Genomic DNA, 21,126 nt, shown 5'->3' with positions numbered 1-21,126 from the left:
GAGGGATGAATCATGGAAATTAAAAATATGTTTGCCAAACCCATCGACCGTGACCTGCAAGGCGTCATCAAGGTCGGCGACATTGAAAATGAAAATATCCGGCAGGAGCTGGAAGAATACGTTGTGACGAAGGAACTGCAAAAACACTTTGCCGATTTTTTTGCTGCCTACAAGAAAGGAATCAACGGGACGACGCCGAAAATGGGCGTCTGGATTTCTGGTTTCTTTGGCAGTGGTAAATCGCACTTGTTAAAAATCTTTTCCTATCTGCTGGATAATACCGAAGTCGGTGGCAAAAGAGCCATTGACTACTTTATCGATGATCATAAAATCGAAGATCCGATGGTGCTGGCCGATATGAAACTGGCCGCCGAAACGCCGACCGATGTCGTCCTTTTTAATATCGACTCCAAGAGCGACTCCAATGGCAAAAAAGATAAGGACGCCATCGTCAACGTATTTCTCAAAGTCTTCAACGAAATGCAGGGCTTCTGCGGCACGATTCCCTATGTAGCCGACCTGGAACGCAATCTTGCGGAAAAAGGCCGCTACGACGAATTCAAACAGAAATTTGCCGCCGTCAGTGGTGAAGCGTGGGAAGATGCGCGCCATGAATTCGACTTCGTACAGGACGATATCGTCGATGTCCTGGTCGATATGGGCGTCATGTCGGAAGAATCAGTACGGAACTGGTGTGAGAAAGCTACCCAGCCCTATCGCATCTCTATCGAAGAATTTGCTGGCCGCGTCAAAAAGTATATCGACGAAAAAGGTCATAACCATCATGTCGTGTTCCTCGTCGATGAAGTCGGCCAGTATATCGGTGACGACCGTAATCTCATGCTCAACTTGCAGACCGTGACCGAAGATCTGGGCAGTGCCTGCAATGGCAAAGCCTGGGTCATTGTCACATCCCAGCAGGATATCGATTCCATTATCAAAGTCAAAGGCAACGATTTCTCCAAAATCCAGGGCCGCTTTGATACCCGCCTGTCCCTGTCTTCCGCCAATGTCGATGCGGTCATCAAAAAACGTATCCTCGAAAAAAATGATACTGCCGCCCAGACGTTGCGTCTCCTGTACGGCCAGGAAGAAACGACCATCAAGAACAAGATTGTCTTCACCGACTCGGTAGAACGCAAATTGTACACAGGAAAAGACGATTTTGCCGCCGTTTATCCGTTTATCCCGTATCAGTTCAATCTGCTCGGTTCCGTCCTGACCGCTATCCGTACCCACGGTGCTTCCGGCAAGCATCTGTCCGAAGGGGAACGCTCCATGCTGGCCATGTTCAAAGAATCGGCAGTGGCCTATATGCATGAACAGCAGGGCACGATTATCCCGTTCTATGCTTTCTACACGCCGATGGAAAATTTCCTCGACCACAGCCATCGCAGTGTCATCATCAAAGCCTATGAAAATGACTATATCAACCCGGATCACAAGACCGGCGATGTCTTTGCCATCAACGTACTGAAAACACTGTTCCTCATCAAATACGTACAGGACATGACGCCGAATGTCGATAATATTACGACCCTCATGATGGATAATCTCGGGGAAGACCGGATTACCCTGAAGGAAAAAGTCGAAGAGGCTCTGAAAGTCCTGATCCGCCAGATGCTGGTACAGAAAAATGGCGAATCCTATGTATTCCTGACAAACGAAGAACAGGAAATTAACCGGGAAATCGAAAGCGAAGATATCGACAATGCCGATGTCATCCACAAAATTTCGGAAATGGTCTTTGAAGATATTTTTACGGACAAAAAATACCGTTATCCCAAATTCAACGGCCGCTATACATTCAGCTTTAATCAGACCGTCGATGAATACCCCTATAAAGTAACAAAAGGCAATGATATCGGCATCCATATCCTGACGCCGGCTTCGGATATTACCGATGACGCCATGCTGGCTTCTTTATCCATCGCACAGCCAGATGTCCTGATAGCCCTTCCCAATGACCGGGCCTTTATGGATGAAATCCAGACGTACCTGAAAATTGAAAAATTCCTGCGCCGCAATACGACGGCCTCGATGGTGCAGTACGAAAGCATCAAAGAAGGAAAACGGCTGGAAATGCGGGAACGCTATGACAATGCCCGCTTATTCCTGATGGAAAATCTGAAGAACGCCACCATCTACATTAACGGCAGCCCGGCGGATATCAAGGCCAAAGATGTCAATGTCCGCATTCAGGATGCATTGCATCACCTTGTCGATAAGGTATACAACAAATTATATTACATTGACACACCTTTTGATGAAAGCAGCATACGCAAATTGTTTGCCCAAAACGGACAGACCGCGCTCAATCTGGATCAGACGCGCCAGGCCAACCAGCTGGCTCTGGATGACGTACTGGCCTATATCCAGATGAATTCCCAGGCGCACCTGAAAACGTCCCTCAAATCGGTCAAAGACCGGTTCATGAAAGCTCCCTATGGCTTTGTCGAAGACGATGTGGAATACCTCGTAGCCCAGTTGTTCCGTCAGGGCGATATCGCCTTTACCGTCAATGGGGTTCCGGTCAGCCTGATGAACAAAACGAAAGATGAAATCATCAATTATATCACGAAGAGACAATTCGTAGAAAAACTGATGATGGAACGGAAAATTCGCATTTCCAGCAAGGATAAAAATACGTGTAAAGACATTATGCGGGAACTGCTGCAAATCACTCCGGCAACAGACGATGAAGACGAACTGATGCAGCATACCCGCAACGGATTCCAGAAATTGCTGTCCCAATTAGAAAAAGTACAGGTATATTATGAAAATAATGATGCCTATCCGGGAAAAAACGTAATCGGTCAGGGAATCCGGCTGTTGCAGGACATCCTGGCAACACGGTCTACGAAAGAATTTTATAAAGAAATCGTCGATGCTAAGGATGATTTGCTTGATTTTGCCGAAGACTATGAACCAATCCAGGGATTTTTCCAGGGTGAACAAAAGCAGATTTTTGATAATGCCCTGAACTCGATGAAAATTTATGATGACAGCAAAAACTATATCGTCAACCGTGAATTGGAAGGCACGGTAAAAGAAATCAAGCGGATTCTGTATGAAGATAATCCGTATCGGGATATTCCCCGCCTGCCGGAACTGCTGAATACATTCGGGGCGCTTTATACTGCGGTCCTGGATGAACAGGAAAAACCGGTCCGCGATTCTATCTACAGCTCTCGTCAACGCGTTATGGACGTACTGCGGGAAAAGTCCTATCAGGAAGAAAAGAAAGATTCCTATACACACCAGTTCGATGATCTGCTGCGAAGAGTGGACCGGTGCAATAACGTATCGACACTGCGCAGCTTTGCTGACCAGGCCGATGCGTTGAAAATCCGCCTGCTCAATGAAATGGACGCCAAGGATAACAAACTGGCACGGGAACAGGCCGAAAAGAACAGAAAGAATGCCCCGGGCCAGTCCGGAACGAAAGAAAACACGCCTAAGGTTACGCCGCCTATCAAAAAGACAAAGAACGTGACTATCAAGTCCATGACCGGGACGGCTTCGTGGCGTCTGGAATCGCCCCAGGATGTCGATGCCTATATCGATGCCTTGCGGAAAAAATTACTGAGCGAACTAGATAAAGACACGATTATTAATGTTGAATTTTAATTGGAAAGGGCAGGGACATCATGGATAAAACGGCTATAAAGAAATTTGCCATCTGGGCGAGAAACAAACTTATTGCCGACAGCGTATATAGGGCGCGGCTCCTGGGCATCACCGACAAAGAGATACAGGACCCGCTGCCCCAGTCTACGAAGGATGCCCAGTTCTTCGATATCGGCTTAAAAGAACCGGCTATCGTTACGGGAGACGCTATCGCCCAGCGGAACAATCTCGTGGCCGTCATCAGGGAAAAGGCCAAAGACATCTCCTATCCGGAGGCTTTTTCCCGTATCATGGAAGAAACTGCCTATACCTGGTTCAATCGTCTCATCGCCATCCGGTTCATGGAAGTGAACAATTATCTGCCCGGCCATGTCCGTGTCCTGTCTTCGGATAATCCGGAAAAGATCGAACCGGATCTGGTAACGTCGCCGTTCGATTCGGACTTAACGTTTAGTGAAGACGAATCGCGGCAAATCGTAGACTGGAAAACAAACAACCAGACCGACGACCTGTTTCAGATGCTGTTCCTCAAGGAATGTAATGCCCTGAATGAACCCCTGCCCATGCTGTTTGAAACCATCGCCGACTATACGGAACTTCTGCTTACCCTCACCATTTCTGACCGGGACGGCGTCGTCTGGCACCTCGTCCATGATATACCTGAGGATGATTTCCGGGACCAGGTGCAGATCATCGGCTGGTTTTATCAGTATTACAATACAGAACCGAAAGATAAAGTCTTTGCCCGTAAGAGCAGTGAAAAAATAAAGAAAGAGGATATCCCGGCTGCTACCCAGCTGTTTACGCCGGACTGGATCGTCCGCTACATGGTAGAAAATTCCCTGGGGCGGTTGTGGATAGAAGGCCATCCCAATGAGGACCTCAAAGGGCAATGGAAATATTATCTCGACGAAGCCGAACAAGAAGAATCCGTCCAGAAACAACTGAATCAGATATATGCTGAACACAGTAAGCTCAACCCGGAAGACCTGACCTGCCTCGATCCCTGCTGTGGCAGCGGCCATATCCTGGTCTATATGTTTGATGTACTTATGCAAATCTATCAGAGCCGGGGCTATCGTGACCGTGATGCCGCCATCAGTATTGTCGAACATAATCTCTATGGTCTCGATATCGACGAACGGGCAGCCCAGCTGGCCTATTTTGCTGTCATGATGAAAGCCCGCCAGTATGACCGGCGCTTCCTGAGCCGGGGCCTCCAGCCCCATATCTATGCCATCGAAGAAAGCAACGGCCTCTCGAAATGGCAGGAATTTGCCGGCAGTGATTTTGGCCAATTGACACTGGACCAAACTTATATTGTGCAGGCTGATGAATTGATTGACTTGTTTCATGATGCCAAAGAATATGGCTCCATCCTCAAGGTCGAGCCGGCAGATTATGACAATCTCCAGGAATATCTGGAAGAAATCCGGCAAAAAGGTTCGGAAAACATCCTCTTTGCCGCTTGGGCTGATGAAATGGCTGACAAAATTCCCAAACTCATCCGTCAGGCCAAGCTGTTATCCAGAAAATATGATGTCGTCGTGACCAATCCGCCTTATATGGGCAGTGGCGGCATGGATGCCAAGCTGTCGAAGTATGTCAAGGACAACTATCCCGACAGTAAGAGCGACCTCTTTGCCGTTTTCATTGAACAATGCGGAGCCATGACTAAGCCAAACGGCTATCAAGCCATGATTACCCAGCACGCCTGGATGTTCCTTTCCAGCTATGAAAAGCTGAGGGAAAAGATATTGCAAAAGATGATTGTCAATATGGCTCATTTAGGTCCACGGGCCTTTGAAGAAATCGGCGGCGAAGTCGTACAGACGACCAGTTTTGTTCTACGAAAAGCATTTTCAAACGGATACCAGGGAGAATATTGCCGACTTATTGAACCGACGACACAACAGGGCAAAGAAGACATGTTTTTGTCAGCCCAAAATAGGTATGTGAGTAAGCAAGAAAATTTTGCTAAAATTCCTGGAAGCCCCGTGGCGTATTGGGTTAGCCAGAAAATATTACATTCATTTAGATATAAGAAACTTGGTGATTATGGAAAAGCTCAAAAGGGGCTTGATACATGTGATGTTGATAGATTTGTAAGATATTGGTTTGAAATCAACATAAATAAAATAAATTTTAGTGCTAGAGGAAAACAAGATACTTATAAATTCAAATGGTTTTCATATACAAAAGGAGGAGAATTCAGAAAATGGTATGGCAATCTTTATAACGTTGTTTTGTGGGAAAATGATGGATTAGAGTTAAGAAACTTTCGAAATGCAGATGGCAAATTAAAATCACGACCTCAAAATACAGATGACTATTTTAAAAAAATCATTACATGGTCTGCAATTTCTTCATCTAAACCATCAATGCGATTAGTAGAGAATTGCATTTATGGAGGTGGTGGAACAGCATATATTCCTGATGGGGATATATGGTATTTTATTGCCTTTTTAAATTCAAAAGTTTCTTTACAACTTCTTCAAGTGACTAGCCCTACTTTGAATTTTGAAGCAGGGCATATTATGTCACTTCCATTAACTATTGATAACCACAAAATTAAAGAAATAGAAGTTTTAGCAAAAAAATGCGTTCATCTTGCTAAAGCAGACTGGGATTCTTCAGAAATTTCCTGGGATTTTACAGTTCATCCATTGTTAAAAAATAAACCAACTGAATTAGAAGATGCTTATGATACATTTAAACAAGATTATACTGATTGTTTCCAGCAATTGAAACAGAATGAAGAAGAACTGAACCGCATTTTTATCGATATTTACGGCTTGAAAAATGAGTTAACGCCTGAAGAATCAGATAAGGATGTAACGGTTCACCGGATTTTCGATACGAAAGACGATGTGCCGGAATCAATGAAAGACAGTAACTACGTCCTCACCAAGCAGGACGTCATCAAATCCTTTATTTCCTATGCAGTGGGCTGCATGTTCGGCCGCTACTCTCTCGATACGCCGGGCCTGGCCTATGCCGGCGGCGACTGGGATGATTCTAAGTATACAACGTTCCTGCCTGATGAAGATAATGTCCTGCCCATCACCGATGAAGACTATTTTGATGATGATATTGTCGGCCGTTTCGTCGATTTCGTGAAGACCGTCTATGGTGCCGATACGTTGGAAGAAAACCTCGCCTTTATCGCCGATGCACTGGGTACGCGGGGCAAATCGAGCCGTGAAGTCATCCGTAATTATTTCCTCAAGGATTTCTTCAAGGACCACTGCAAAACCTATCAGAAACGGCCGATTTACTGGCTCTATGACAGTGGCAAACAGAACGGCTTCAAGGCCCTCGTTTATCTCCACCGCTGCGATGAAAACACCACCGGCCGGGTCCGTGCCGATTATCTCCACCGCATGGAACGGATTTACAGCAATGAAGTCAATCGCATGCAGGATGTTATCGACCACAGCCATTCGGCCCATGAAGTATCGGTAGCGGAAAAGCGGCTGGAAAAGATGAAGAAGCAAATCAAAGAATGTCAGGACTATGATGCTAAGCTGGGCCACCTGGCCCTGGACCAGATTCACCTCGACCTGGACGATGGCGTCAAAATCAACTACCGCAAAGCCCAGACCGGCCGGGACGGTAAATTTTACGAAGTATTGGCCGACTCCAAAGCCATCATGGCCAAAGACTCCCTCTGGCACGAATACCTCACGGAATGGCCCCATGAAAAGGAGTAACCTATGAGTAATGACTATATACCTCCTTTTACAATGACGGAGGAAATAACAAATCTTACAATTGAGATTGGTCAATATGTGGGTATGATTGCAACCTATGAATTGCTACATCCTAATCCTGTTTTACGCCGGGAAAACCGCATCCGCTCGATTCATTCCTCGTTGGCTATTGAGCAGAATACCTTATCCCTTCAACAAGTGACAGATGTCATTGAGGGAAAACGGGTTTTAGGACCACCGCAAGACATTTGTGAAGTAAAAAATGCCTATGAAGTGTATGAAAAGGCAGCTGCTTTTGATCCGTACAGCATTCAGGATTTACTGACGGCCCATAAAATGATGATGACCGGATTGGTAAAGGAAGCGGGATGCTTCCGTTCGGGCAATGTAGGTGTTTTTGCGGGAACGCAGCTGGTTCATGCCGGGACTCCCGCTCGTTACGTGCCGGAATTGATTCTGCAATTGTTTACCTGGATGAAACATTCGAACTATCATCCATTAATAAAAAGTTGCATTTTTCATTATGAATTTGAATATATTCATCCTTTTGCCGATGGCAATGGCCGGACCGGCAGATTGTGGCAGTCGGTAATACTACAAAAATGGCAGCCTTTTTTTGCCTGGCTGCCTATAGAGACACTGGTACATGAAAACCAGGAAGCGTATTATCACGCCTTGCAAATGGCAAACAATGATGGAGAATCCACTGTTTTCGTGGAATTTATGTTACAAATGATTCGCGATGCCTTGAAAGAATTGGCAGAATCGCAGAATGAACAACAAAAAAAATCAAATGTCGGTATACATGTCAGTGTAAATGTCGGTAAAAATGTCGGTATAAACGAACAGAAAGTACTACTGCTGCTTCAGCAAGACGGAAGATTAACAATAAAGGTATTAGCTGAAACATTGGCTATTACCCCTAGACAAGTAGAGCGAATCATTGCTAAATTGAAGAAGCAGGGATTGTTAATCCGGCATGGCGCCAGTAAAGGCGGATATTGGCAGGTCAATTTGCCAGACAAATAACTATTTCCTATGAAGAGTCGGTGAATTATGGCAGAATTAAATCTCAAGCAAATAGAAAACAGACTGAATGAAGAATTTCATACAGGTGGAGACGGAATCCGGAAACTGGTATTTTGGTATGATGACCGGGCTGAATTTGCCGAAGATGTAGATTCCCTGCATCTGGATGAGGCAAAAATCCTGCATCTTAAGCCGGATACGCAATTTGCTACCAAGCTCTTCCTCGAACGGGAAGACCGGACTACGAATTATCTCATTTATGCCCCTTTTCCCAAGCCCGACGTCCACGAGAATCATTTGGAAGATATCCTGCTCTATTCGCGGCGTTTTTATGCAGACCGGGCCTCTTTGCTCGCTGTCGATCTCGGCATCAATGAAGAATGGAAGCCGGTCCTGGAGCAACATATCCGCTTTTTTGCCAATAAAGAGCGGACGAAGAAATTTTATGACCTGGGTATCAGCCAGTACGACGGAACGACGATCCGCCTGGGTATGATATGTGCCCTGGCAGGCGCCCGGACGTGTTCGCTTGAAGAAGCACTGCGCATCATCCTCAATGAAGAAAGCCAGAAAAACCATCGGATTTTTGACGAATTGGCCCGTTTTGATTTGATGGATTCTTTTTGGGATTTGTGCACCCGCCATTTTGGCCTGGCCTGGGAAAATCCGGGCATAGCCAGGCTGGTACTGGCCCTGTTTGTGACCTGTGCCGCTCATGAAATCATGGAACCCGTACCAGGTAGTTGGGAACCTTTCAAAATGTGCAAGCCCGGCAATGCCATTGCTTTCTTGGACAGCATGATGAACAGCGTTGTCTATCAGGCTGTTTTTGACAGGCTGTCACTCTTTGCCAGCAAGCAGCTCCATGTCGCAGATTCACTGAAAACGTACCCTCTGGAAAGCTTGATTGCCTGCGGCTGCTTCGCTGATATCGATACGCTGTTGATCCAGTGGATTGCCGGCCGTCTGGAAGCGGAAAATGTGGATGCGCATTTAGGTGGCTACAGTATTCCCGCACTTTGCGAATTTCGCAAAAAGACACATTTCGGCCAGCAGCGGGAACCTGTATACGACATGTTTATCTGTGCCGGCAAACTGGAAAGGCTGACCGGCCAGTCGTATCCTGAGGGATTCCGGGATATCATTACGGCCTATGAAAACAATCTGTACCAGATTGATAAGGCTTACCGCCATTTTTATTACCATCTGGATCAGCTTGCCGATGCCAGCGTTTATGAACCACTGCGGATATTGATTGAAAATATGTATACCAATGAATACCTGAGTAAATTATTGCCGGAATGGAATGCGGGTATCATGGAAGATAAGGCTTTATCGGTGATTCCCCTGCAACGTAATTTCTATGACCATTATGTCGGTGCCTGCAAAGACCGGGTTATGGTCATTATTTCCGATGCTATGCGTTACGAAACAGGACGGGAGCTTTTTGACCGCCTGGCTGATAATCCCCGCAGCGAAGTGAAAATCGGGGCGATGCTCAGCACCTTGCCGTCGTATACGCGGCTGGGCATGTCGGCCCTCCTGCCTCATCGGAAGCTGGAACTGTCCCCGGAAGGAAAAGAACTCGTTGACGGGGCATACTGTATCGACATCCAGAACCGGGAAAAAGCATTGCAGGCATGGCAGCCGATGGCCTGCTGTGTATCCTTTGATGACGTGAAACACATGAAAACACTGGATATGCGGGATATTTTCACGGGCCAGCAGGTCATTTACGTATATCACGACCAGATAGATGTCCGTGGCGAACATGCCGAAGATGAAGTGTTCCAGGCCTGTGAAGAAGCCGTGAAAGAAATCCTGGATTTCATCGAAAAAGTCCATAACGGTGCTAATACACATCATTTCATCGTGACGGCCGACCACGGGTTCATTTACAAGCGAAATAAGGTGCAGGAATCGGATAAAATCGGAAACGTCCATCACTATGATATTGTGAAACGGCGTTACATCATCTCTCAGGAAGGCATCCGGGAAGACGGTGTGCAGAACCTGAATCTCGGCTACCTGCTGGGGAACGATGACAGCCGGATAGTTTCTTTCCCCATTGGGACCAGTGTATTCAAGACACGGGGCAGCGGCGGCCAGAATTATGTACACGGTGGCTCTTCGCCGCAGGAAATGCTGGTCCCGGTCATTGATGTCCATATGGAACGGGGCAAAGCAGATGTGCGGACGGTACAAATCCGCTTCATCAACACCATCAGTAAGATTACCAATCTCATTACGACGCTGGATTTCATCCAGTCGGAACCGGTCGGGGAGGCTGTCAAAGAAGCCACGTATCTGATTGGTTTTGTAGATGCCGAAGGCCAGCCTGTTTCTAATGAAATCACACATGTGGCCGACAGTCGGGAAGAAGACCCGGCCAAGCGGACATTCCGGATCCGCTTTACGTTCAAAAATCAGGAGTATGATGTCAGCCAGTCGTATTTCCTGGTCATCAAAGACGCGGAAACGGGCATAGACGTATTCCGCCATCCGTTCATTATGGATCTTCCCTTCGCTGGGGATTTCGGCTTTGATTTGTGATGAACGCAGAGAGGAAGGATTGAGATGGATACAGCAGGTGGAACTACAAACCGGGAGGAAATCCGCCAGAAATTAAAGGATTATTTCCCGGGGAAGATTGTCCGCAAGGATTTGACGAAAAAAATCAAAGAAGGGGCCAATGTCCCTGTGTACGTATTGGAATTTCTATTAGGCCAGTATTGCAGCTCTGACGATGAAGAAATCGTCAAAGCGGGGGTAGAAAACGTAAAAAAAATTTTATCCGCCAATTTTGTGCGTCCCGATGAAGCGCAAAAGGTACTGTCGGTCCTGCGTCAGCACGGCAGCCATACCGTCATCGATATGATTACGGTCAGCCTGAATATCAAGCAGGATTATTATGAAGCCTCCTTTTCCAATCTGGGCCTGACAGGAATCCCCATTGCTGATGAATACCCGGAAAAATACGACCGTCTTTTGTGTGGTGGTATATGGTGCATCGTGCAGCTGAATTACGATGCAGAAGGAACGGAAAATCTGGATATCATTCTGCCCAATGAAAACAGCCCGCAGTCAAATAACCGGAGACAGAAGAACATCTATCCTATCAGTATCCGCAATCTGACACCAATCCAGATGCCTCATGTCGATATGGATGAATTGAAGCGCGGCCGCCAGGCTTTTACTAAAGAAGAATGGATGGACGTCATGTTGCGCTCGACCGGTATGGAGCCGGACTCTCTGTCCTATCGTGAAAAGTGGCTGCTCCTTACACGTATGATTCCGCTTGTGGAAAATAATTTCAATCTCTGTGAGCTGGGACCGCGCAGTACAGGGAAATCACATATATACAAGGAAATTTCACCGAACAGTATCCTCGTTTCTGGCGGCCAGACGACGGTAGCCAACCTCTTTTATAACATGGCCAGCCATCAGATCGGACTGGTCGGGCTGTGGGACTGCGTTGCCTTCGATGAAGTAGCCGGCATTAAATTCAAGGACAAGGATGGCATCCAGATCATGAAAGACTATATGGCATCGGGCTCCTTTGCCCGGGGCAAAGAAGAAAAAGCGGCTTCGGCATCGATGGTCTTTGTCGGCAATATCAACCAGTCTGTCGATGTCTTGCTGAAAACGTCGAGCCTGTTCGACCCGTTCCCACCGGAAATGGGAACCGACACGGCTTTTCTCGACCGTATCCATGGCTACAACCCTGGCTGGGAAATCCCAAAATTCCGGCCTGAACACTTCACCGACGATTACGGATTTATTTCTGATTATCTGGCCGGATTCATGCGGGAACTGCGAAAAGAGCAGTATGGTGACGCTCTGGATACCTATTTCTGGCTGGGAAAGAATCTGAACCAGCGTGATACTATTGCGGTTCGCAAGATGGTCGGCGGATATATCAAGCTGCTGTATCCGGATGGCCGTTTTAACAAAGCCGAAGTAGAAGAAGTACTGCAAATGGCGCTGGAAATGCGCCGCCGCGTCAAAGAACAGCTCAAAAAGCTGGGCGGCATGGAATTCTACGATGTGAATTTTTCCTACATCAATAACGAAACCTTTGAGGAACACTATGTTTCCGTACCAGAACAGGGCGGTGGCAAACTCATTCCCGAAGGCCTCTGCAATCCCGGGCAGGTCTATACCGTTTCCCATGGGAGAAACAATATGATCGGTGTATTCCGCCTGGAAAGCCAGATGCTGCCGGGCAGCGGGAGATTTGAACGCACCGGCATTGGCAGCGACAGAGAGTGTAAAGAAGCCGTCAACACTGCCTATAACTACCTGAAAGCCAATGGCCGGCGTATCAGCGGCAGCATTTCGACGACTGCCAAAGATTACATCATCAACTACCAGGACCTGCAAGGCATCGGTATGACCCATCGCTTAGCGCTCCCGACGCTCATCGCTATTTGCTCCATCGCCTTGAACAAACCCGTCCAAAGCTCCCTCGTCGCTTTGGGCGAAATCAGCATCAGCGGTACACTGATGAAAGTCGAAGAACTGGCTAACACCCTGCAAGTATGTCTCGACTCGGGCGCAAAAAAAATCCTGCTTCCCATTACATCCGCCGCCGACCTGGGAACGGTACCACCTGAATTAATCGGGAGTTTTCAACTGATATTTTATAGTACTCCTGAAGATGCTGTCTTTAAAGCCTTGGGAGTAGAATGATGCTATGCTTCAGGTGGATTTAGCAGAATTTACATGACGTATATCGAAACTATACTATATAGTAGAAGCGTGCTGTCCATATGGCAATCTGGTATTACAGATACAAGACGGGTATATTAATGGCTGCAAAATATTGACGGTATATGATCTAGCCGGAGCTTCAGGTAATGGCGGTGCTAATTTCCGTATTTTGGAAAGTACGGGGGAACGTTTAATGCATTTTTCGTGGTATGTACGGCATGATAACATGGACCGTCTGAAAGTTAATGATTTGCAGATGCTGCACCGGGTTGCCAAAATTCCCCTATTTAGCACCTTATAATGCGATGATGGTTAAAGTGCAAAAACCAGGTAGTGCTTTTGTAGCGACTCTGGATACGTGGCAAAAAGTATATCATCGTCGGCCTAAACCGGGAGCCCGTCCTTTAGTTATCCTGCGTCGTTTTGGACCTATTTCTTTTGTCTATGAATTAGACGATACAGAAGGAAAGAAGATGCCGCAAGAAGTCATTTCTAAGTACATTCTTCATCCATTTCATTCCGATACACTCATTGATGAGGCAAAGCTTCAAACGCTTATTAGCTCCCTGCTTAAGGAGGGAATTCGTTATCGGGAAGAAAACTATGGCACATATTACGGCGGCCAGATACAATGGAACGCCACCAATGTTGCCAGACTCTCGCATACCACTAATGGTTTTACTAAAAAGACGCCTAAAACTCCGCCAAGAGAAATACGTTTAGCGCAAGAACGTCGAGCCGAATATATTCGACGAATGGAGGGGCTAAAATGAAAACGCTAAAACAATTCAAAGCAGAACAAATGAAAGACCCTGCTTTTGCCGCTGCATATACAGAACTGGAACCGGAAATGAATGTTATCCGTGCTATTGTCAATACGAGAATTGCCCAAAATCTTACTCAAAAAGAGTTAGCTGCAAAAACAGGAATTGCTCAAACCGAAATTAGCCGAATCGAAAATGGTACTCGCAATCCATCCTTAAAAATTCTGCAACGTTTGGCAGACGGTATGGATATGGTTTTAAAAGTGTCTTTTGAGCCTAAAAAGAAGATCCAAACACAATGAAATATAATAAAGGGTATCTATATAATTTACGAACGAGATAGATTGCTAGTTAATGTTCAGAAAAGGACGATGTCGTTCGAAAAGAGGTCAGGAGTTCGATCCTCCTTATCTCCACCATAAAGAATACGATAACCACGCGGTTTACGAGCCGCGTGGTTATTTTTTTGGAAAATAAGGTTATCCCTGTTTTTCTACAGCTATAGCACTAAAAAGAATCTTACCCCTTTAAGTAAGAGTCAAAGAAGTCTGTAATGATCTGGAGAACTTCTTCCTGGTTCCAGTAAATGCCGCCGTGAGCTGCGCCTTCAACCAGGTATCGTTTGGATGGGATGTTATGCCTTTGGAGTGCCTGAAAGAGCAGGTCGGTCTGGCTGGGAGAAACGATGGTATCGTTTGTGCCGTGCATGAGTAACATAGGGGCACTGGTCCGGGAAATGTAGGTAATGGGATTGGCTTTTTGGGCGCCTTCCGGATCGGCCAGGATGCCGCCGTCTTTCCCTCCGAATACGGCAGATCCGTTTACCCACAGTGCTTCTGTGGCACCAGCCGACTGGTGGGCTTCTTTCACGGCATCACTGTAATCGTCGCCAATGCGTGTCAGATCGGAAAGGCCATACAGGTCTACTGCCGCTTTTACATCGCTTCCTGCCTGGAGATTGTCCCCTTTGTCAAAGGTCGTCGTGCCACTGGTCGTAGCTGCCATGGCAGCAAGATAGCCACCGGCACTGCCCCCGATGATGCCGACCCGTTCCGGATCGATGCCGAATTGGTCAGCATGGGTTTTCAAATAGCGTATAGAAGATTTCACATCTTCCAGTGGTTCCGGGAAACGGGCCGTAGGCGCTACCCGGTACTGGATGGAGGCAACGACATAACCGGCTTCTGCCAGGTGCATCCGGAGCTGAATGCCGTTATCCTTATTGGCATTGATGAAACCGCCACCGGTAACATACACGATGGCTGGAAGCTTTTTCTCTGACTTCGGCTGGAGAATGTCCATTTTCATGGCCACATTGGGATACCCCCGCATCGGAACTTGTTCGTATACGACATCGGAAATCTGGTTGATGACAGGCGTCTTCAACGGGACAGAAATCTTCGTGCTTTCCACTTTTCCCGGCATGTTCTTTGTAGCAGAATCGACATTGACATCCATGGCCATAGTATTGCCTCCTATCCACACCAGCCCGGTCAGGGCAAGGGCTATTACTTGTTTTTTTGATTTCTGGCTGTGCTTGAAGATTTTCATCGGTATCTCCTTTATTTGTAGTATGTCTCATTCTAGCATGGAATAATGGTGGTAGCAATGAACTCGTATCTGCTATCATACGATCTTTGACACTTTTAAAAGAAAAAACGGTTCACGAAGCCTGATGTAATGAGCGTTGTGAGCCGTTTTTGTTTGGTTTCCATACGTGCTATATTCCGTGCAGCGTCTCACGGAATCAGAAACGTAATGTAGGGAATCCATATGATTATCATATGGATTCCCTACATTATATATATTTTACCTGTGCTATCTTCCGTGGTATACTGCTTCCGTTACGAAAGGAAGGGTATATATGGAATGGATTTTTTCGACTGATGTGCATGTGTTGTTCTGGCTGCACCGGCTGGCCGGTCCGCATATGAATAGTTTCATTACGTTGTTTACAACAGGCATCAATTGTCTGTGGCTCTGGCTGGGGCTGGCTGCTGCCGGTTTATGGAACCGCCGCAGCCGCTGGATGACGCTGACCATCATCGTGGCCGTTATCATGGCAATTTTTATTGGTGATGTCGCCCTCAAGCATGCGGTCATGCGGCTCCGTCCGTATATCGTCATTGACGGGGCTCCTGTGGTGGAGGCTCTCAAATATCCCGTCAGTTATTCCTTTCCCTCCGGCCATTCGTTCTTTTTCTTTGCCGGGGCGACGGTCCTGTACTGTTATCGCCACCGCCTGGGTATACTGGCCTATGGGCTGGCGGCGGTCGTAGCTTTTTCCCGGATGTATCTGTTCATGCATTTTCCCAGTGATGTCCTGGCGGGAGCTATCTTGGGGGTCGGTGTCGGGTATGGGGCGTACCGGATCTGCCAGTTTATACGGAAACGGGTTGCTGTCCGTCTGATACGTTAGCGAGGACTCCATTCCTGCCAGCCCGTTACGCCAGTAATGCCTAGTCCGGGAGCTTCGGGCAGGATGAGTTCGTTTTTGTCATAAGAGATGCCACCTGTGATGGGATCGTCTGCCATGAGGTCAGCGGCATCGAGGTCATTGATTACAATGGCAGGATTTCCAGCTGACAGGCTGGCGGCGGCCGTAATGCCGATTTTGCTTTCCAGCATGCAGCCCATCATACAGTCTATACCGGAGGCCTGGGCCATGGCGGCAATGCGGGAAGCCGGTCCGAGACCGCCGGCTTTCATGAGCTTGATATTGATGAGGTCACAGGCGCGGGTAGCGAGAAGATGAGATACGTCGTTGGGACTGAATGCCGATTCGTCGGCCATGATGGGCGTATCTACGTGGTCGGTGACGAATTTCAGCCCTTCTATGTCAGCGGCTGCCACCGGTTGTTCAATCAGTTCTATATCGAGGCCGGCATCTTCCATGCGGTGGATGGTGCGTACGGCCTCTTTTGGTTTCCAGCCCTGATTGGCATCGAGGCGGATGGTGATATCCGGCCCGGCAGCCTGGCGGATGGCACGGACACGCTGGATATCGAGGGCGGCGTCAACGCCGACTTTGAGCTTCAGGTTCGTATAACCGGCTTTGATAGCCTTTTGTGCATCCTGTACCATCTGGTCCGGTGAGCCCAGGCTGATGGTCAGATCCGAAGTGATGCGTGGGCGCAGGCCACCGAAAAATCGATAGAGCGATAGGTTGTATTTCTGCCCAAATAAGTCGTGGACGGCTATATCGAGGGCTGCTTTAGCCGATGTATTGTGCACCATGCTGTGCTGGATGCGCTGGAGGATGGCTTCTCTGTCATCGATATCCATGCCCAGAATCCGGGGGCCTATGGTATCGGTAATGGCAGATGCCACGGATGCATGGCTGTCTCCCGTAATGACCACTGTGGCCGGCGCGTTGCCCCAGCCCGTATGTCCATCATCGGTGATGACCTGGACGACCAGGTCTTCGGCTGTATCGACGCGGCGCAGTGCCGTGATAAAGGGCGTCTTCAGGGGAATACGTATGATTCCCACGCGTATATCTGTGATTTTCATAAGAGGATTCCTCCCTTTGGCTGGACAAAAATGTGACTAGTACTATTGTACTGACTTGACCTGCGATTGTCCAGAATCTGGAAGATCCCGGAATTCCACGGCGAAATGAGAAAGGCAGACATTTTTTGCCTTGAATTTACAAATTGCATATATTATACTAAAGAAGGTCTGAATATGAATCCTGGGGGAGCTCCCTGGATTTGTTATATCGTGATATTAATGGCCAACATGCGAGGGAGTCCGTGTGCCGGACTGAGAGGGCGCCAGAGCCGCCGACCGTTATTTGGGAATCGTAGTCCCTTTTTGTCGCATGGACTGGCCGCACGGAGAGGGATGCAGGGTCCCTCTCTTTTTTGTATGGGTATAATATGTTTTATATTTATCGTGAGGAGTCGATGATGATGAAAAAATGGCAAGTTCTGATATCTGCACTGCTTATGGGCTGTGTATTTCTGTCCGGTTGTGGCAGCAGTGATACGCAGAAGAGCGGATCGAAAGAGGTAGAAGAATTGAAAATCGCCGTATCTCCCTACCAGGATGCCGATACGATCCAGACGAAAACGGAACCGCTGGGGAAGATGCTCCAGGAAAAAATGAAAGAAAAAGGATACAATATCAAGAAAGTGACCATCAATGTAGGTACTTCTTATAATGCTGTCGGGGAAGCGCTGAGTTCGGGTAGTGCCGATATGGGCTTTATTTCCGGCGCTACGTACGTCATGTATGATAAGGACGTCGATGTACTGCTGACAGCACTGCGCCAGGGAATCGACAAGGATACGACGGATTTGTCTGTCTGGAATAATGGCACGCCGGAAGCCTTCAAAAAAGATCTGGTCAAATACTATCGTTCGGCCATCGTCGTCGGCCCCAGTGCCAAAGGGCAGGCTATCCTTGCCAAGGTCAAACGGGGTGAAAAGCCGACATGGGATGAATTGAACGACCTGACCTGGGGCGTCATGAGCCCGGCATCTGCTTCGGGGTATCTGTATCCGTCTCTCTGGCTGAAAGACAACTATGGAAAGAAAATTTCTGATCTGGCCCACGTCGTGCAGTCTGATTCGTATACGACTTCGACAGCCCGCCTGGCATCGGGACAGGTGGATGTCATTGTGGCCTATTCTCATATCCGCGCCCATATGGCTAAAAACTGGCAGGAAAAATTCGGCGGTACGTCGGATATCTGGTCCCAGACCGGCGTCATTGGCGTAACGGACAAGATTTACAATGATACAGTCAGTGTCAGCAAGACCAGTAAGGTCATGCAGGATGAAAACTTCCGCAAAGCTCTCGGCGAATCACTTATTGAAATCGGAAAGACCGATGAAGGCCTGAAGGTATTGCAGACACTGGGTCATAAAGGGTATGACTGGGCCCAGAGTTCGGATTATGATGGAGAACGGAAAGTTCAGCAGGAATTGAAATAATAAGGGGAAAAGGGGAAGAATCATGGCTATGCTGGAATTAAAACACGTCTGCCAGTCCTACAAGAAGGAAAAACCTGTCCTGTGTGATATATCCCTTGCTATTCCGGCCGGACAGTTCGTATCGGTTATCGGGCCCAGCGGTGCTGGCAAGACGACGCTGCTGCGCCTGTTTAATCATATGATATGTCCTGATTCGGGAGAAGTCTGGATTGACAGTACCCGGTTTGATACACTGAAGGGCCGGGGCAGACGGGCTATCCAGCAGCGGGTCGGCATGATTTTCCAGGATTTCTGTCTTGTCGATACGTGCACGTGCCTGCAAAATGTGCTTAATGGCAGTCTGGCCCGGGTTCCGCTGTGGCGGGCCCTGTCAGGCTGGTTTCCCCGGGCAGAAAAAGAAAAGGCTCTGCCGGCTCTGGAAGCCGTGGGAATGGAAGGGTATAGCCAGACGCCGGCCCATGCGTTGAGCGGTGGTCAGAAACAGCGCATAGCTATTGCCCGGACGCTGATGCAGGATGCCACGATTCTTCTTGCCGATGAACCGGTCGCCTCGCTGGATCCCCTGACAGCCCGGCAGGTTTTAGAGCTCCTGCGCAGTTTGCAGCAGAAACAGGGGCTCACCGTCGTCATGAACAGTCACAATGTAGAACAGGCCTGTACCTGGTCGGACCGGATTATCGGGCTCAAGAGCGGACGGATTTTCTTTGACGGGTCCCCGGCAGACTGGACAGAAGACCGGTTGCAGGCCCTGTACGGGAGGACGCAGTCATGAGATATTCCTTGCGTCGTACGGGCATGGTGCTGTTGTTTCTGGCACTGATTATCCTTTGCGGAGAAAGTACCAACGTGTCTTTGCCCCTCCTCCTGAGGCGGGGCGTGCGTTTCTTTGATATTGCCGGAGCCATGATACCGCCGGACACGTCTTATGCCCGGGTCGTGCTGGCTCCACTATGGGCGTCCGTGCAGATGTCTCTGGCCGGTACGGGTATCGGAGCCGTACTGGGGCTTGTGGGGGCCTCCTTTGCCAGTGCATATCTCAATCCTCATGCCTGGCTCCGGATTCCCTTCAAGGCCATCGTTCATCTTATCCGTACCATACCGGCTCTGATTCTGGCTCTTTTGTGTACCTTTCTCGTCGGTCTGGGAACACTGGCCGGGACGTTGGCCCTGAGCATCTATACGACAGTCGTCATGATCCGCATGGGTTATGAAGATATGGAAAATACAGACTTAAAAGCCGCCCAGGCTCTGGAGGCGGCGGGCTGCGGCCGGCTGCGGGCTTTTATCCGGACTATCCTTCCGGCTGTGCTGGCAGGATATCTGATTAATGTATTATATATGCTGGAAGCCAATGTGCGTCATGCGGCCATCTTGGGATACGTCGGGGCTGGCGGTATCGGGCTATTGCTGAATGAACGACTGGCCTGGCGTGAATACAGTGAAGTCGGCATGATTCTGTTGCTGCTGTACGGTGTCGTTGTGGTGACAGAAGGAGTCAGTGAATGGCTGCGTCAGGTCCTTTCCGGTAAAAGCCATTTACCCCGGGCAGGAAAGACGGTACTGGGACTGGTACTGGCCGTGCTATTTCTTTCCTCGTTCCAGACACTGTCTCTGCCGGATACCGGTGGAAAGGGAATGGCCGCCGCCGCTATTGTACAGGGCATCCTTGATCCCGACTGGTCTATGATATGTTCTCTGGCCCATGATGGTGTTCCCTGGCTGCTGTATGAGACATTCTGCATTGCTTTTCTGGGGACACTGGGTGGTACGGTCATTGCTGCCTGGTTTTCTTTCACGGCCAGCTTCCGTCTCTTTCCTGCACCAGCGGCACTGACCTTCCGGCTGATACTGCTATTGATCCGCGCTGTTCCCGTCTTTGTGTACGGTCTGATGTGGATCCGCGTCACCGGCCCGGGGCCCTTTGCCGGCGTGCTGACACTGACACTGTGCAGCGTCGGCCTTCTGGCCAAGCGGTTCCTCATCGCTATCGATGATATTCAGCTGGAACCGTATCGCGCATACCGGGCCATGGGGATTTCTATCGTGCGGTCCATCCGTTGGGCCGTCCTGCCCCAGCTGGGACCGCGTTACGGGGCTGCCATTTTGTACCGGTTCGATGTCAACCTGCGCGATGCGGCCATCCTGGGCCTGGTTGGTGCCGGCGGTATCGGTACGCCGTTGATACTGGCGATGATGCATTATGAATGGGCCGCAGCCGGAGCTCTGCTGTGGGGGATGGTAGGATTGGTGACCATCGTAGAAGTATTTTCGGAATGGCTGCGAAAAAAACAGCGGATTTAATCAATTGATTTGCAGGGAGCAATCCGGACAGATTTT

The 21,126-nt window shown here is 48.5% G+C and carries 13 protein-coding genes; 11 read left to right on the top strand and 2 right to left on the bottom strand.

Annotated features, from left to right (window positions below):
- Positions 1-12: 12 nt before the first annotated feature.
- The 7 genes from brxC (at position 13) to DW949_RS04055 (ending at position 14,151) form a co-directional block, all read left to right on the top strand.
- Positions 13-3,630, top strand: coding sequence for a BREX system P-loop protein BrxC (gene brxC / locus DW949_RS04090; protein WP_118021977.1), 3,618 nt, complete (start codon positions 13-15; stop codon positions 3,628-3,630).
- A 20-nt stretch (positions 3,631-3,650) separates the two neighbouring features.
- Positions 3,651-7,343, top strand: a complete 3,693-nt coding sequence (gene pglX / locus DW949_RS04085) for a BREX-1 system adenine-specific DNA-methyltransferase PglX (RefSeq protein WP_118021976.1) — start codon at positions 3,651-3,653, stop codon at positions 7,341-7,343.
- A 3-nt stretch (positions 7,344-7,346) separates the two neighbouring features.
- Positions 7,347-8,372 (top strand): Fic family protein, encoded by a 1,026-nt coding sequence (locus DW949_RS04080; protein WP_118021975.1) that lies wholly within the window; start codon positions 7,347-7,349, stop codon positions 8,370-8,372.
- 27 nt (positions 8,373-8,399) lie between these two features.
- Positions 8,400-10,925 carry a BREX-1 system phosphatase PglZ type A gene (gene pglZ / locus DW949_RS04075; RefSeq protein WP_118021974.1) on the top strand — a complete coding sequence of 842 codons (2,526 nt, stop codon included), beginning with the start codon at positions 8,400-8,402 and terminating at the stop codon, positions 10,923-10,925.
- 24 nt (positions 10,926-10,949) lie between these two features.
- Positions 10,950-13,064, top strand: coding sequence for a protease Lon-related BREX system protein BrxL (gene brxL / locus DW949_RS04070; protein WP_118021973.1), 2,115 nt, complete (start codon positions 10,950-10,952; stop codon positions 13,062-13,064).
- 326 nt (positions 13,065-13,390) lie between these two features.
- Positions 13,391-13,858, top strand: a complete 468-nt coding sequence (locus DW949_RS04060; protein ID WP_233539482.1) for a type II toxin-antitoxin system RelE/ParE family toxin — start codon at positions 13,391-13,393, stop codon at positions 13,856-13,858.
- Entirely contained in the window at positions 13,855-14,151 is a 297-nt protein-coding gene (locus DW949_RS04055) for a helix-turn-helix domain-containing protein (RefSeq protein WP_118021972.1), read from the top strand. The genes DW949_RS04060 and DW949_RS04055 overlap by 4 nt, the downstream gene beginning before the upstream one ends.
- A gap of 217 nt (positions 14,152-14,368) precedes the next feature.
- Here the strand turns inward: DW949_RS04055 and DW949_RS04050 are convergent, their stop codons facing one another.
- The gene (locus tag DW949_RS04050; protein ID WP_199595737.1) at positions 14,369-15,400 is read right to left on the bottom strand and encodes an alpha/beta hydrolase; all 1,032 of its coding nucleotides are present in this window, start codon (positions 15,398-15,400) and stop codon (positions 14,369-14,371) included.
- Between the two features lie 313 nt (positions 15,401-15,713).
- On the opposite strand from DW949_RS04050, the gene DW949_RS04045 reads away from it, so the two are divergent.
- Positions 15,714-16,268, top strand: coding sequence for a phosphatase PAP2 family protein (locus DW949_RS04045; protein WP_118021971.1), 555 nt, complete (start codon positions 15,714-15,716; stop codon positions 16,266-16,268).
- On the opposite strand, the gene DW949_RS04040 is transcribed toward DW949_RS04045, so the two are convergent.
- The gene (locus DW949_RS04040; protein WP_118021970.1) at positions 16,265-17,362 is read right to left on the bottom strand and encodes a mandelate racemase/muconate lactonizing enzyme family protein; all 1,098 of its coding nucleotides are present in this window, start codon (positions 17,360-17,362) and stop codon (positions 16,265-16,267) included. The two genes, DW949_RS04045 and DW949_RS04040, sit on opposite strands and share 4 nt — an antisense overlap.
- A gap of 401 nt (positions 17,363-17,763) precedes the next feature.
- Here DW949_RS04040 and DW949_RS04035 point away from each other — a divergent pair, with 401 nt between their 5' ends.
- Genes DW949_RS04035 through DW949_RS04025 form a run of 3 tightly spaced genes read left to right on the top strand, consistent with a single transcriptional unit; the run spans position 17,764 to position 21,090 of the window.
- Positions 17,764-18,789, top strand: coding sequence for a phosphate/phosphite/phosphonate ABC transporter substrate-binding protein (locus DW949_RS04035; RefSeq protein ID WP_233539481.1), 1,026 nt, complete (start codon positions 17,764-17,766; stop codon positions 18,787-18,789).
- Between the two features lie 22 nt (positions 18,790-18,811).
- The gene (gene phnC / locus DW949_RS04030; RefSeq protein WP_199595736.1) at positions 18,812-19,561 is read left to right on the top strand and encodes a phosphonate ABC transporter ATP-binding protein; all 750 of its coding nucleotides are present in this window, start codon (positions 18,812-18,814) and stop codon (positions 19,559-19,561) included.
- A complete protein-coding gene (locus DW949_RS04025; RefSeq protein WP_118021968.1) occupies positions 19,558-21,090 on the top strand; it encodes an ABC transporter permease in 1,533 nt (510 codons plus the stop codon). The genes phnC and DW949_RS04025 overlap by 4 nt, the downstream gene beginning before the upstream one ends.
- The last annotated feature ends 36 nt before the right edge of the window (positions 21,091-21,126 follow it).

The organism is Megasphaera sp. AM44-1BH (assembly GCF_003467125.1).
In the GTDB taxonomy this organism is placed as follows: Bacteria; Bacillota; Negativicutes; order Veillonellales; family Megasphaeraceae; genus Megasphaera.
Note: the sequence above shows the minus strand (reverse complement) of the source record. Positions and strands in the feature narration are given on the sequence as shown.

Bases quoted from the DNA above. Each gene is read 5' to 3' on its own strand.
- brxC (WP_118021977.1), top strand. From the start codon at position 13: ATGGAAATTAAAAATATGTTTGCCAAACCCATCGACCGTGACCTGCAA.
- pglX (WP_118021976.1), top strand. From the start codon at position 3,651: ATGGATAAAACGGCTATAAAGAAATTTGCCATCTGGGCGAGAAACAAA.
- DW949_RS04080 (WP_118021975.1), top strand. From the start codon at position 7,347: ATGAGTAATGACTATATACCTCCTTTTACAATGACGGAGGAAATAACA.
- pglZ (WP_118021974.1), top strand. From the start codon at position 8,400: ATGGCAGAATTAAATCTCAAGCAAATAGAAAACAGACTGAATGAAGAA.
- brxL (WP_118021973.1), top strand. From the start codon at position 10,950: ATGGATACAGCAGGTGGAACTACAAACCGGGAGGAAATCCGCCAGAAA.
- DW949_RS04060 (WP_233539482.1), top strand. From the start codon at position 13,391: ATGATGGTTAAAGTGCAAAAACCAGGTAGTGCTTTTGTAGCGACTCTG.
- DW949_RS04055 (WP_118021972.1), top strand. From the start codon at position 13,855: ATGAAAACGCTAAAACAATTCAAAGCAGAACAAATGAAAGACCCTGCT.
- DW949_RS04050 (WP_199595737.1), bottom strand. From the start codon at position 15,400: ATGAAAATCTTCAAGCACAGCCAGAAATCAAAAAAACAAGTAATAGCC.
- DW949_RS04045 (WP_118021971.1), top strand. From the start codon at position 15,714: ATGGAATGGATTTTTTCGACTGATGTGCATGTGTTGTTCTGGCTGCAC.
- DW949_RS04040 (WP_118021970.1), bottom strand. From the start codon at position 17,362: ATGAAAATCACAGATATACGCGTGGGAATCATACGTATTCCCCTGAAG.
- DW949_RS04035 (WP_233539481.1), top strand. From the start codon at position 17,764: ATGAAAAAATGGCAAGTTCTGATATCTGCACTGCTTATGGGCTGTGTA.
- phnC (WP_199595736.1), top strand. From the start codon at position 18,812: ATGGCTATGCTGGAATTAAAACACGTCTGCCAGTCCTACAAGAAGGAA.
- DW949_RS04025 (WP_118021968.1), top strand. From the start codon at position 19,558: ATGAGATATTCCTTGCGTCGTACGGGCATGGTGCTGTTGTTTCTGGCA.